At 68.2% G+C, this 12,635-nt stretch carries 9 protein-coding genes; all 9 read right to left on the reverse strand.

All coding sequences use genetic code 11. From position 1 onward, the window contains the following. Positions 1-52: 52 nt before the first annotated feature. The 9 genes from ssuE to A3AG_RS0122960 all read right to left on the reverse strand — a co-directional run bounded on the left by ssuE (position 53) and on the right by A3AG_RS0122960 (position 12,610). Entirely contained in the window at positions 53-676 is a 624-nt protein-coding gene (gene ssuE / locus A3AG_RS0122920) for an NADPH-dependent FMN reductase (protein ID WP_018007678.1), read from the reverse strand. A gap of 74 nt (positions 677-750) precedes the next feature. Further along, a complete protein-coding gene (locus tag A3AG_RS0122925) occupies positions 751-1,755 on the reverse strand; it encodes a sulfate ABC transporter substrate-binding protein (RefSeq protein ID WP_018007679.1) in 1,005 nt (334 codons plus the stop codon). 398 nt (positions 1,756-2,153) lie between these two features. Beyond that, positions 2,154-2,696: a ferritin-like domain-containing protein gene (locus tag A3AG_RS0122930; RefSeq protein ID WP_018007680.1), complete on the reverse strand. Its 543-nt coding sequence runs from the start codon at positions 2,694-2,696 to the stop codon at positions 2,154-2,156. A 269-nt stretch (positions 2,697-2,965) separates the two neighbouring features. Continuing rightward, a complete protein-coding gene (clpB, locus tag A3AG_RS0122935) occupies positions 2,966-5,554 on the reverse strand; it encodes an ATP-dependent chaperone ClpB (protein ID WP_018007681.1) in 2,589 nt (862 codons plus the stop codon). Between the two features lie 228 nt (positions 5,555-5,782). After that, on the reverse strand, positions 5,783-6,664 hold the full coding sequence (locus tag A3AG_RS0122940) for a MaoC/PaaZ C-terminal domain-containing protein (RefSeq protein ID WP_018007682.1): 882 nt from the start codon (positions 6,662-6,664) through the stop codon (positions 5,783-5,785). Next, the gene (locus tag A3AG_RS0122945; protein ID WP_018007683.1) at positions 6,664-8,808 is read right to left on the reverse strand and encodes a D-(-)-3-hydroxybutyrate oligomer hydrolase; all 2,145 of its coding nucleotides are present in this window, start codon (positions 8,806-8,808) and stop codon (positions 6,664-6,666) included. Before A3AG_RS0122945 ends, A3AG_RS0122940 begins: the two co-directional genes overlap by 1 nt. 120 nt (positions 8,809-8,928) lie before the next feature. Further along, a complete protein-coding gene (locus tag A3AG_RS0122950; protein ID WP_018007684.1) occupies positions 8,929-10,482 on the reverse strand; it encodes an acyl-CoA synthetase in 1,554 nt (517 codons plus the stop codon). A gap of 14 nt (positions 10,483-10,496) precedes the next feature. After that, positions 10,497-11,573 carry a branched-chain amino acid ABC transporter permease gene (locus tag A3AG_RS0122955; RefSeq protein WP_018007685.1) on the reverse strand — a complete coding sequence of 359 codons (1,077 nt, stop codon included), beginning with the start codon at positions 11,571-11,573 and terminating at the stop codon, positions 10,497-10,499. An 11-nt stretch (positions 11,574-11,584) separates the two neighbouring features. Then, positions 11,585-12,610: a branched-chain amino acid ABC transporter permease gene (locus A3AG_RS0122960; protein WP_018007686.1), complete on the reverse strand. Its 1,026-nt coding sequence runs from the start codon at positions 12,608-12,610 to the stop codon at positions 11,585-11,587. Positions 12,611-12,635 lie beyond the last annotated feature (25 nt).

Consider the following 12,635-nt stretch of genomic DNA (forward strand, 5'->3'; position numbering starts at 1 on the left):
GTTGCTGCCGTTGCGCCGGGCTGGCCGGCGCCACTACAGTCAAGCCATCAGTTCAGGCGGAACATCGCTCGGCCACCGCGCTCGCGGCGGCGTGCCGGACATAGGCGCCCGGCACCACGTCGAGCGGCACCTCGATGCGGGCATGCGCCAGCGCATCGCGCACGCGCAGCACGCCTTCGTCGAGCCGCGCCGTCAGCGCGGCATCGAAGCGCGCCTGGCGCGCGCCGGCGGCATCGACCGCTTCGATCTGCTGGTCCACGGCAAAGATGCCGGGCAGGATCTGGCGCGAACCGAGCGCGGCCAGCACCGGCCGCAGCGCGTAGTCGATCGCCAGCGCATGCGCCAGGCTGCCGCCGGTGGCGATCGGCAGCACGATCTTGTCGCGCAGCCCGTTCTGCGGCAGCAGGTCCAGGAAGGCCTTGAGCAGGCCGCTGTAGGCGGCCTTGTAGACCGGCGTGGCCAGTACCACTACCTGTGCCTGCGCCACGGCACGCGTGGCGCCGTCGATGGCCGGGTCGTCCGTGCGCGCGGCCAGCAGCGGCCCGGCCGGAAGCTCGCGCAGGTCGAGGTGGCGGGTGCGTTCGCCGGCAGCCTCGAGCGCCGTGCGCAGGTGCGCCAGTACGAGACCGGAGCGGGACTGGGCCGACGGACTGCCGGAGAGCGTCAGGATGGACATCGGGCTTCCTTGTTCTGGGGGACCGGCCGGCGCCGCGGCCGCCCCACGCGGCCGGGTGCGCCGGTCCCGGGTTTTTACTTCTTGCCGGGCTGGTAGATCTGGTCGAACGAACCGCCATCGGCGAAGTGGGTCTTCTGCGCCTTTTGCCAGCCGCCGAAGACCTCGTCGATGGTGAACAGCTTCACCTTGGGGAAATTGGCGGCGTACTTGGCCGCGACCTTCTGCGAGATCGGGCGGTAGTAGTTCTTCGCCGCGATCTCCTGCCCTTCGTCGGTGTACAGGAACTGCAAATAGGCCTCGGCCGCCTTGCGCGTGCCCTTCTTGTCGACCACCTTGTCGACCACGGCCACCGGCGGCTCCGCCAGGATCGACACCGACGGCGCGACGATGTCGAACTTGTCCGGGCCCAGCTCCTTGATCGCCAGGATGGCTTCGTTCTCCCACGCGATCAGCACATCGCCCAGCCCGCGCTCGACAAAGGTGGTAGTGGCGCCGCGCGCGCCCGAATCCAGCACCGGCACGTGCTTGAGCAGTTCGCCGACGAACTCGCGCGCCTTGGCGTCGTTGCCGCCCGGCTGGCGCAGCGCATAGCCCCACGCCGCCAGATAGTTCCAGCGCGCGCCGCCCGAGGTCTTGGGGTTGGGGGTGATCACCTGCACCCCGGGCTTGACCAGGTCGCCCCAGTCCTTGATGCCCTTGGGATTGCCCTTGCGCACCAGGAACACGATGGTCGAGGTGTACGGCGAGGCGTTGTGCGGCAGGCGCTTCTGCCAGTCCGGCTTGATCAGGCCCTTCTCGGCGATGGCATCGATGTCGTAGCCCAGCGCCAGCGTGACCACGTCGGCGTCGAGCCCGTCGATCACCGAGCGTGCCTGCTTGCCCGAGCCGCCGTGCGACTGGCGCACGCTCACGGCGTCGCCGCCCTGGGCCTTCCAGGCCTTGGCGAAGGCGGCATTGACATCGACATACAGTTCGCGCGTCGGATCGTAGGAAACGTTCAGCAGGTTGGCAGCGCTCGCGGTCTGTGCCGCGCTGAAAGCTGCCAGGACGGCCAGGCCGATGGCCAGTTTGCGGATCATCTTGTGTTGCTCCCGTCAGTGTCGTGGATGGCGCCTTGCGCCTGTTTGCGTGGCCCGCCGGACGGGCGGGCTGGTATCAGGAGCAAGACTACCGACGGGGCATGGCGAACGGAACGAAGGGTTTCGCCGATCCTTCGCCGTTTTCTGCATAAGATGCGGCGGAAATATGGGCATACCCGACACAGGGTGCATAACGGCGCGCAAGGGTGCGCACAAGTGGCGCAAGCGGCACACCCAAAAGAAAACGCCCGCACCGGCAAACCGGTGCGGGCGAAGTTTCCATTCCGGAAACGGGTAGACAAGTCATGAAGAGCGCCCCCGCATCTCCATGACAGCGCAGATCTTATCGGGCCGGCCGCCGTCGCGGCTTGACCCATATCAATTGCGCGACAATCGCATCAGCCGCCGCCCTGCCGGCTCAGCAGGTCGGCCATTTCGTCGGCATGCTCCTCTTCCACGGCCAGGATCGATTCCATCAGCCGGCGCGAAGTCGGGTCGCGCTCGCCCAGGAACCGGATGATTTCCCGGTAGCTGTCGATGGCAATGCGCTCGGCCACCAGGTCTTCCCTGATCATGTCGGTCAGCGAGGTGCCGGCCACATACTCCGCATGCGAGCGGCTGGTCAGCCCGTCCGGGGCAAAGTCGGGCTCGCCGCCCAGTTGCACGATGCGCTCGGCAATCTGGTCGGCGTGGCCCTGCTCTTCATTCGAATGCGCCAGGAATTCATCGGCCACGCTCTTCGAGTTCGGCCCCTTGGCCATGAAGTAGTGGCGCCGGTAGCGCAACACGCAGACCAGTTCGGTAGCCAGCGCGTCGTTGAGCAGCTTCAGCACGGTGTCGCGATCCGCGGCGTAGCCCGCGGTCACCGCCCCTTCGTCGATGTGCTGCCGCGCACGCTCACGCAGGGTCTTGACGTCTGTGAGGAAAGGCTTGTCGTTCATAAAGGGCTCCTGGGGGGATGGGGGCTGCGTGGGCGCAGCGCCTTGTAGGGAAACTCAACCCTTTTGCAACGCGAAAAGCGTGCCACTCGGCATCACCCTGCAATCCGTTGACGGCCGTAGCGCCGTCCCCACTGCCGCGTGAAATATTTGCACGGCTGCGGACCGCATTACACGGCGAGCAGAAAGAAAAAATCCCTGCGCTTGCGCGCAGGGATTGTGTGGAGCAACGCTTGTCCACGCCTCCCCTGTAAAGGGAGGCGCAAGCAGCCTCAGTCCAGCTTCCGCCCGAACGTAAACTCCCCGTCGGCGTAATCCACCGGCACCACGTCCTTGGCGGCGAACTTGCCTTCGAGAATGGCTCGTGCCACCGGGTTCTCGATCTGCTGCTGGATCGCGCGCTTGAGCGGACGCGCCCCGAACACCGGGTCGTAGCCCGCGCTGGCGATCTTCTCCAGCGCCTGGTCGCTGACCTCCAGCGTCATGTCCATGCGGGCCAGGCGGGCCTGCAGGCGCTGCAGCTGGATGCGTGCGATCGACTCGATATGCTTCTGGTCGAGCGCGTGGAACACCACGACTTCATCGATCCGGTTGAGGAACTCCGGCCGGAAATGCGTGCGCACTTCCTGCCAGACCGCGCCCTTGATCGCTTCCTGCGGCTCACCGGCCATCGACTGGATGATCTGCGAACCGAGGTTGGAGGTCATCACGATCACCGTGTTCTTGAAGTCGACGGTGCGGCCCTGGCCATCGGTCAGGCGGCCGTCGTCCAGCACCTGCAGCAGCACGTTGAAGACGTCCGGGTGGGCCTTCTCGACTTCGTCGAGCAGCACCACGCTGTACGGCTTGCGGCGCACGGCTTCGGTCAGGTAGCCTCCTTCCTCGTAGCCCACGTATCCGGGCGGCGCGCCGATCAGGCGGCTGACGCTGTGCTTCTCCATGAACTCGCTCATGTCGATACGGATCAGGTGCTCTTCCGAATCGAACATGAACTCCGCCAGCGCCTTGCACAGCTCGGTCTTGCCGACGCCGGTCGGGCCCAGGAACAGGAACGAGCCATAGGGCTTGTTCTCGTCGGCCAGCCCGGCACGCGAACGGCGGATGGCGTCGGACACCAGCCGCACGGCCTCGTCCTGGCCGACCACGCGCGCATGCAGGCGCTCTTCCATCTTCAGCAGCTTCTCGCGCTCGCCCTGCATCATCTTCGAGACCGGGATGCCGGTCGCGCGGCTGACCACCTCGGCGATTTCCTCGGCGCCCACCTGCGTGCGCAGCAGCTTGTTGGGCTGCTTCTGCTCGCGCTCCTCGGCATCGGTCGCGGCCTTGAGCTTGCCTTCCAGGCCCGGCAGCCTGCCGTACTGCAGCTCTGCCACCTTGTCGAGCTTGCCTTCGCGCTGCAGCTTGGCGATCTCGAGCTTGACCTTCTCGATCTCTTCCTTCAGCGCGGCCGTGCCTTGCGCGGCGCCCTTCTCGGCCTTCCAGATCTCGTCAAGGTCAGCGTACTCCTTCTCCAGGCGCGCGATTTCCTGCTCGATCAGCTCCAGGCGCTTGAGCGAGGCTTCGTCGGTCTCTTTCTTGACCGCCTCGCGCTCGATCTTCAGCTGGATGGTGCGGCGCTCGAGCTTGTCCATCGACTCCGGCTTGGAATCGATTTCCATCTTGATGCGCGCGGCGGCCTCGTCGATCAGGTCGATGGCCTTGTCGGGCAGGAAGCGGTCGGTGATATAGCGATGCGACAGCTCCGCCGCGGCGACGATGGCCGGGTCGGTGATTTCGACACCGTGGTGCAGCTCGTACTTTTCCTGCAGGCCGCGCAGGATGGCGATGGTGGCTTCCACGCTCGGCTCGTCGACCAGCACCTTCTGGAAGCGGCGCTCGAGCGCGGCATCCTTCTCGATGTACTTGCGGTATTCGTCCAGCGTGGTCGCGCCGATGCAGTGCAGCTCGCCGCGCGCCAGCGCCGGCTTGAGCATGTTGCCCGCGTCGATCGCGCCCTCGGCCTTGCCGGCGCCGACCATGGTGTGGATCTCGTCGATGAAGACGATGGTCTGGCCTTCGTCCTTGGCGACGTCGTTCAGCACCGCCTTGAGCCGTTCCTCGAACTCGCCGCGATACTTGGCGCCGGCCAGCAGGCCGGCCATGTCCAGCACCAGCACGCGCTTGTTCTTCAGGCTTTCCGGCACCTCGCCGTTGACGATGCGCTGCGCCAGGCCTTCGACGATGGCGGTCTTGCCCACGCCCGGCTCGCCGATCAGCACCGGGTTGTTCTTGGTGCGGCGCTGCAGGATCTGGATCGCGCGGCGGATTTCGTCGTCGCGGCCGATCACGGGATCGAGCTTGCCGATGCGGGCGCGCTCGGTCAGGTCGATGGTGTATTTCTTCAGGGCTTCGCGCTGGCCTTCGGCCTCGGCGCTGTTGACCGAATCGCCGCCGCGCACCGCCTGGATCGCCGACTCGAGCGACTTGCGGTTGAGCCCGTGCTCGCGCGCGAGGCGGCCGGCGTCGCCCTTGTCGTCGGCGACGGCGAGCAGGAACAGCTCACTGGCGATGAACTGGTCGCCGCGCTTGATCGCTTCCTTCTCGGTGGCATTGAGCAGGTTCACCAGCTCGCGGCCGATCTGGACCTCGCTGTTGCCCTGCACCTGCGGCAGGCGCTTGATGGCCGCGTCCAGCGCCGTCTGCAGGCCCTGCACGTTGACGCCGGCGCGCGCCAGCAACGCCTTGGCGGCGCCGTCGTCCTGCGCCAGCAGGGCGCGCAGCACGTGCTGCGGATCGATGTACTGGTTGTCGTTGGCCAGCGCCAGGCTCTGCGCATCAGCCAGCGCTTCCTGGAACCGGGTGGTCAGCTTGTCAAGACGCATAAGGATTCCCTCTCTCGGATAGGTCGTGTCCTGATGCGGGGGCGCTGGCGCAGGCCGTGCTTGCCGCCGCGCCCGTATGCCCTGCCGGACACTCGATGTCATACCGAAAGATAAGGCTTTGCGGTGACATTTCAAGGCCGCATGCCGCGCGGAATTGCGCGCCACCGGCATGGCGCGGCGCCGGCAATTCGGCGCGGCACCATGTGATGCCCGCGATACGCGCGCCCGCTACACTGCCCGGCCGGCGCCCTTGTCCGCCAGGTTGCGCACCAGCACCAGCGCTTCGCCCTGCACCACCACCCGGCCGTCCGCGCCGGTGACCACGCTGGCCAGGTTGACGAGATCCTTGTCCGCACGCAGCCGCACGATGCGCACCCGCGCCGTCAGCGGCTCGTCCAGCCGGGCCGGCGCCGCCAGCCGCAGCGACTGCTTCATCCAGCCGGTGCCGCGGCCGGGCAGCCGGGTACCGAGCAGGTCGGAGAACATGCCGGCCAGCAATGGCAACGGCACCAGCACGCCGGCGAAGCCCCGCGCGCGGGCGAAGCCGGCATCGGCATGGAACGGATTGGCATCGCCGGTCAGCGCGATGTACTCGTCCAGGTCCGCCGCGGTAAAGGCCCGCACCGCTGCCGCCTGCTGGCCCGGACGCAGGCCGTACAGGACCGCGTCGCCGTGCCGTGCAACGGGGTCCGCCGCGTCAGGCTGGCCGGCCAGTGCGGCAGGACCCGCGTCCGCCAGCCAGCGCGACTCGCCGACGGCCGTCACCCGCGGCGCCTGGCCGGGCCCGCCCGCACTGCTTACCGTGGTGGCGTAGGCGGCAAGCCCGGCGGGCGCCGGCTGCGCGGACAGCGCGAAATGCACCGCGTCGCCGACGAACGCCGGCGCCGGGAACATCAGCGTCTGCGCGACCGGCAAGGCCGGCCCCGGCAGTTGCCGCGCGCTGTGCGCGCACAGCAGCGAGAACAGCAACATGCCGTGCGCCACCGTGGCACCGAAATGGGTGCCACGGGCAAAGGCCGGATCGCAGTGGATCGGGTTGTCGTCGCGCGACAGCGCGGCGAAGCGGTCGAAATCGCGCTGCGACAGCACGCGCGGCGGGTCGTCGTGCATCAGTCAGGCACCTGTACGGTATTGGCGCTGACGGTGATGGCATTGCCGGGCGCCGGCGTGGCGGCGAACGGCGGCACGTTGGAGGGCAGCAGCGCCGGCGCCGGAGTGTTGAGGGTGCCGCCGCGCGGCGTGGTCCGCACCACCTGCGACGGCGGCAGCGCCCTGCCGGCGGTCAGGTTGTCGTAGACCGCGTCCAGGGCGCGGTTCAGGTAGACGTGCAGCGGCACATAGCGGTTGCTGTAGCCCGGCACCACGCCGATGAAGGCATCGAAATGCTGTGCGTTCTCGACCTCCACGTAGGACAGCTTGCTGGTCACGCCCTCCTGCTGGCGATTCAGGCCGAGGTAGGGGCGCGAGGTATGGTTGACCGGCAGCAGCGCGTCGCTGCGCCCATGCACGATCAGCGCCGGTTTGCCGCGCAGATTGCCGTTGCGCAGCGTCAGCGCCTGGCCGGCCTGCAGCGCGAGTGCCGCGGCATCGGATCCGGTCAGCAGGTTGCGCAGGCAGCTGGCGCCGTCGTAGTTGAGGTCGGCGCGCTGGGTCGAGGCGGACACTGACGGCAGGTTCAGGTATGGCCCGTGCTGCGGATCGCGGTCGTTGATCAGCTGGACCGGTGCCTGCGGCGGAATGCCATTGCCAGTGGCATACATCGACGCCAGCGCGGCCGGTGCGATCGCGGCGGGCTTCAGGTCGGTCAGCGTGGCGGCAAAGCTGTAGCCGCACAGCCGGTCGGTCACGCTGGCCTGCGCATAGGCGTTGGCATAGGTGACCGAGATCGCGGCCGCCACGTCGAACGCGGCCAGCGACGGGTGCAGGTCATCCGATTCCGCTTCCCAGCCGGCGGCACGCAGCGCCTGCAGCGCGCTGGCGCTCTGCTGGTCGGTGTTGGCGCCGGTGACCAGTCCTTTCTCGGCCAGCGTCTGGCAGCGCGCGGCGAAGAACGGCGCCATGGCGGGGTTGTTGTAGAACGGCGCCTGGGTCAGCGCGGTGGCGCGCCCGGCGCAGTGCTGCAGCAGGTTGGCCGTGGTGGTGTAGTCATACAGCGTCAACCCCGACGCCGCCACCTGCGCCGCGCCGCGACGCACCACGATGCCGGTGTTGGGCGGCATGTTCAGGTTGGGCTCGGCCACCGCCACGCCATCGATCAGGCCGCCGGCATCCTGCTCGGCGGCAGCCACGGCAGCGCCGCCGCCATTGGACACGCTCGATGCGATCACCAGCACCTTGTCCGGGTCCAGCGTGCGCTGGCGCGTGCCGTTGGCCGACACGGCGCCGAAGCGGTCATTGATGGCCCACAGCGCGAACTCCACCGCCTGCAGCGTGAACTTGCCCCAGTCCTTCTCCGGATTGCGCCGCGAATGCGCGTGCTTGAACGCCAGCCGGTGCGGGTTGGCGGCGGTGAATTCCTCCAGCGAGGTGGCCCCGGCCGGCGCGGCGAAGTGCGCGTTCTTGCCGGCGGCCGCGCGCGTGGTGCGGGTACCGTCGATCAGCGGCACCGTGTCGGTATCGAGGTCATGCGGGGCGGCGCCGGTGCCCTTGTCGGTATAGGCCACCGCGCAGCCGCGTTTCAGGCCCCATTCGCCGGTGCCGATGGCCCCATAGACGCCGCGCGAGCCCGACGAGGTCGCGGTGATCAGGCATGGCCGGGCGGGGTTGAACGTGGTCGGTATCTGCACCAGCATGGTCACGTTCTGCTGACTCGAGCCGTCGTCGGAGTAAGCTACGTACTCGACGCCCGCGACCTTGCCCTCCGACGCCGTGACATTGCCCTGGGCGTCGACGTTGGGCCCGTAGAGCGAGCCGTAGCCGCCGCCGGCGCTGGTATCGACAATGGCGCGATAGTTGGTATAGATCGCATAGCGCCGCAGCTCCGCCGCGGTGGGCGCGGCCGGGTTGAGCGGCAGCGGCGCCGTGCTGCTGGCCAGTCCGTCCTTGCCCAGCCCTGCGGTCAGCAGGTCGTCGGTGGCGCCGTCGTAGCTGCTGATGGTGACCGCGCCGATATAAGCCGGCTTGGTATTGGGCTTGCCGCCATTGCCGTTGTCGTCGTCGCTGGACCCGCATGCGGCCAGCATCGATGCGGCCGCCGCCAGCGCCGTGAGCCCGAGGCCGCGGTGCCGCCGCGGCGAATGCTGCGTGGATTGCATGTCAACCTCCTTGTGTCGCCCCGCGCCGGGGCCGTCGAGACCTTCGTCAATGGAAGACTGCGGGAACTGCGGGAACTGCGGTTGCGAACATCGCGGGCCACGGCAAACCGGTGCCTGCTATCAGCTGCCCTTTCCGTTAAAGCCGGCACGCAGCTTGTGCTTTTCCACCTTGCCGGACGGCGTGCGCGGCAACGCCTCGAGGAAGCGCACCGCACGCGGCACCTTGTAGCCGGCCAGTTGTGCCTTGCAATGGGCGATCACGGCCTCGGCGTCCAGCGTGGCACCCGGACGCAGCACCACCAGCGCCATGCCGACCTCGCCCCAGCGTGCGTCCGGCGTGCCGATCACCGCGGCCTCGGCCACGCCCGGCAACTGGAACAGCACGCTCTCGACCTCGGCCGGATAGACGTTCTCGCCGCCCGAGATAAACATGTCCTTGGCCCGGTCGACGATGTAGTAGTCGCCGTCCTCGTCGCAATAGGCGATGTCGCCGGAATGCAGCCAGCCGTCGCGCAACGCCTGCGCGGTGGCTTCGGGCAGGTTCCAGTAGCCCGGCGTCACGCCCGGCCCCTTGATCAGCAGTTCGCCGCGCTCGCCGGGGCCGACGTCCACGCCGAGCGGATCGACGATGCGGGTCAGCATCGACCCCACCGGCTTGCCGATGCTGCCCAGCTTGCGGCGCGCGGTGTCCTCGTCGCAAACGAAGACCGTGGGGCCGGTCTCGGTCATGCCGAAACCGAAGCGGATGGTCACGCCCTTGGCCAGGTAGGCCTCCAGCAAGGGCCGGGGCACCGGCGAGCCGCCCGCCGCCATATTGCGCACGCCGGACAGGTCCGCCTGCGCGAAGCGCGGGTGCTGGCTCAGGAACAGGTACACCGCCGGCACCGCGAAGAACATGGTGATGCCCGCGCCGCTGCGGCGGTCGAGCCGGGCCAGCACGGCCTGCGGCTCGAACTGCCGCATGATGTGCACCGTGCCGCCGGCGTGCAGCACCGGGTTGGCGTACAGGTTCAGGCCGCCGGTATGGAAGAACGGCAGCACGTTGAGGAACACGTCGTCGCGGGTGATCTGGTTGGCCAGCATCGCGTTGACGGCGTTGAAGAAGACCATGCCGTAGGTCTGGATCACGCCCTTGGGCTTGCCAGTGGTGCCGGAGGTATAGAGCAGGTGCCAGATTTCGCTCTCGTCGCGGCACGGCATCTCGATGATGCGGCCGGACGCGGCATCGAGCACGGCCTCGTATTCGGTCCAGCCGCCGGGCACGTCGGCGGCCTCGTCATCGGCGAGGTGCAGCACCGCGCGCAGCGGCACCGCACGCGCCAGTTCCGCCGCCACGCCCAGGAAGCCGTCGCCCGCCACCAGCACTTGCGGCGTGCAGTCGTGCAGGATCGGCAGCAGTTCGGCCGCGGGCAGGCGCCAGTTCAGGCACACCATCACCATGCCGGCCTTGGCGCAGCCATACAGCATCTCGAGATAGTCCGAGCTGTTGTGCGCCAGCACCGCCACGCGCGTGCCCGGTGCCAGCCGCAGCCGGTCGCGCAGGTATTCGGCAAAGCGGCTCGCACGCTCGTCGACATGGCGATAGGTCACGTGGCGGCCGCTTTCCACGTCCACCAGCGCGACCTTGTCGGGGAAATGCTGCGCGTTCCGGTGCAGCCAGTCGATGACGTACATGGGCTAGCCTCCGCTCAGCTGGCGATGTCCTGGACCGGCCCGCTGCCGCGCAGCCGGCCCACCACGCCCTGCGGGAAATAATAGACGCTCAGCACGAACAGCAGGCCCAGCCATAGCAGCCAGCGGTCCGGATGCAGCAGCGCCGACAGCAGCGGCAGCGCGGCGGTGCCGTCGCTGGCCAGCTTCATCACGTCCTGCAGGTAGGTCTGCGCCAGCAGGAACAGCACGGTGCCGATCACCGCGCCGTAGAGCGTGCCCATGCCGCCAATCACCACGATCAGCAGGATGTCGACCATGATCTCGAACGACAGCGAGGTGTCGGGGCCGTTGTAGCGCAACCAGATTGCCATCAGCACGCCCGCCAGCGTGGCGAACATGGCCGACAGCACCGTCGACACCGTGCGGTAGACCACGGTGCGGTAGCCGATCGCCTCGGCGCGGAAGTCGTTCTCGCGGATCGCCTGCAGCACCCGGCCGAACGGCGAGTTGACGATGCGCAGCAGCGCCAGGAACAGCACCAGCGCGCCGGCGAACACCAGGTAGTAGCTGAGCAGCTTGCCGCTCAGCGCTACGCCCAGCCATTCGGCGTCGCCCAGTGTAAAGCCGGGACGCAGCACCTCCGGCACCTTGAAGGTCAGCCCGTCCTCGCCGCCGGTCCACTCCGACAGCTGCGAGACCAGCGTGGCGAAGGCGGTGGCAACCGCCAGCGTGATCATGGCGAAGAAGATCGCCCGCACCCGCAGCGAGAACAGCCCGACCAGGAAGGCCAGCAGCGCCGACACCGCCAGCGCGCCGGCCGTGCCGGCCAGTAATGCGCCCCAGCCCGGCTCCATGCGCGACATGGCGATGGCCACGCCATAGCCGCCGATGCCGAAGAACATGGTGTGGGCAAACGAGACGATGCCGGTATAGCCCAGCAGCAGGTCATAGCTGGCCACCAGCACCACGAAGATGCAGATCTTGGCCGCCATGTTCAGCGCGCGCGCGCCGGGAAACGCAAACGGCGCGCACGCCAGCGCCACCAGGATCAGCAGCAGCAGCGCCGCCAGCACGCGGCTGCGCGGCAGGTCGCCGGAAAGAAGTCGGATCATGGTGGTGCTCCTCAGCGCCGCGCCACCGGGAACAGCCCTTGCGGGCGCCACAGCAGGATCAGCATCATCAGCAGGATGTTGGAGAACAGCGCCACCTTGGGAAACAGGAAGCCGGTGTAGTTGGCCATCAGCCCCACCAGCAGCGCGCCGACGAAACACCCCGTGGTCGAACCCAGTCCGCCGATGATGATCACGATGAAGATCAGCACATTGACCTGCGCACCGATCGCCGCCGTGATGTTCTGCTGGTACAGGCCCCACAGCACGCCGCCCAGGCCCGCCAATGCCGCACCGGCGACGAACACGCCGACGAACAGGCGACGCACCCGGTAGCCCAGCGCCTCGACCATCTCGCGGTTCTCCACCCCGGCGCGGATCAGCAGGCCGATGCGGGTGCGGTTGAGCAGCAGCAGCATGGCGATGAAGATCACCAGCCCCAGCGCCATCGCGATCAGCCGGTACTTCTCGATCGCCGCGTCGCCGAGCAGCACCGCGCCGCGGAAGGTGGTGGGCACCTGCAGCGCGATGGTCTCCGGGCCCCAGATCGCCTTGATCAGCTGCTCGGCGACGATCATGCCGCCCATCGTGATCAGGATCTGCTTCAGGTGCTGGCCGTAGACCGGGCGCACCACCACGCGCTCGAAGAACAGCCCGACCGCGCCGGCTGCCACCATCGCCGCGGCGATCGCCAGGGCAAACACCGACAGGTTCAGCGCCAGGCTGTCGGCCTCGACCCAGCCCGCCAGCGGCAGCAGCACCGAGGCCGCGACATAGGCGCCCAGTGCGATGAACGCGCCATGGCCGAAGTTGAGCACGTCCATCAGGCCGAACACCAGCGTCAGGCCGGACGACACCATGAAGATGATCATGCCCATCGCCAGGCCGGCAATGGTCAGCGTGAGCCAGGTCGACGGGCTGCCGACCAGCGCAAAGGCCAGCAGCATCAACAGCGGCGCCAGCGCGAGCGGGGTCCAGTCGAGGCGGACGCCGGGCGGTGCGGCCGGGGTTGCGGCCGGCAAGGTGGTTGAAGTTGTCATGTGTCTCGTCCTGCCGCGGTGATTC

This window comes from Cupriavidus neocaledonicus (genome assembly GCF_000372525.1).
GTDB lineage: Bacteria > Pseudomonadota > Gammaproteobacteria > Burkholderiales > Burkholderiaceae > Cupriavidus > Cupriavidus neocaledonicus.

What these genes read in the sequence shown, in the direction of transcription:
- ssuE (WP_018007678.1), bottom strand. Translation starts at nt 676, where the DNA reads ATGTCCATCCTGACGCTCTCCGGCAGTCCGTCGGCCCAGTCCCGCTCC.
- A3AG_RS0122925 (WP_018007679.1), bottom strand. Translation starts at nt 1,755, where the DNA reads ATGATCCGCAAACTGGCCATCGGCCTGGCCGTCCTGGCAGCTTTCAGC.
- A3AG_RS0122930 (WP_018007680.1), bottom strand. Translation starts at nt 2,696, where the DNA reads ATGAACGACAAGCCTTTCCTCACAGACGTCAAGACCCTGCGTGAGCGT.
- clpB (WP_018007681.1), bottom strand. Translation starts at nt 5,554, where the DNA reads ATGCGTCTTGACAAGCTGACCACCCGGTTCCAGGAAGCGCTGGCTGAT.
- A3AG_RS0122940 (WP_018007682.1), bottom strand. Translation starts at nt 6,664, where the DNA reads ATGCACGACGACCCGCCGCGCGTGCTGTCGCAGCGCGATTTCGACCGC.
- A3AG_RS0122945 (WP_018007683.1), bottom strand. Translation starts at nt 8,808, where the DNA reads ATGCAATCCACGCAGCATTCGCCGCGGCGGCACCGCGGCCTCGGGCTC.
- A3AG_RS0122950 (WP_018007684.1), bottom strand. Translation starts at nt 10,482, where the DNA reads ATGTACGTCATCGACTGGCTGCACCGGAACGCGCAGCATTTCCCCGAC.
- A3AG_RS0122955 (WP_018007685.1), bottom strand. Translation starts at nt 11,573, where the DNA reads ATGATCCGACTTCTTTCCGGCGACCTGCCGCGCAGCCGCGTGCTGGCG.
- A3AG_RS0122960 (WP_018007686.1), bottom strand. Translation starts at nt 12,610, where the DNA reads ATGACAACTTCAACCACCTTGCCGGCCGCAACCCCGGCCGCACCGCCC.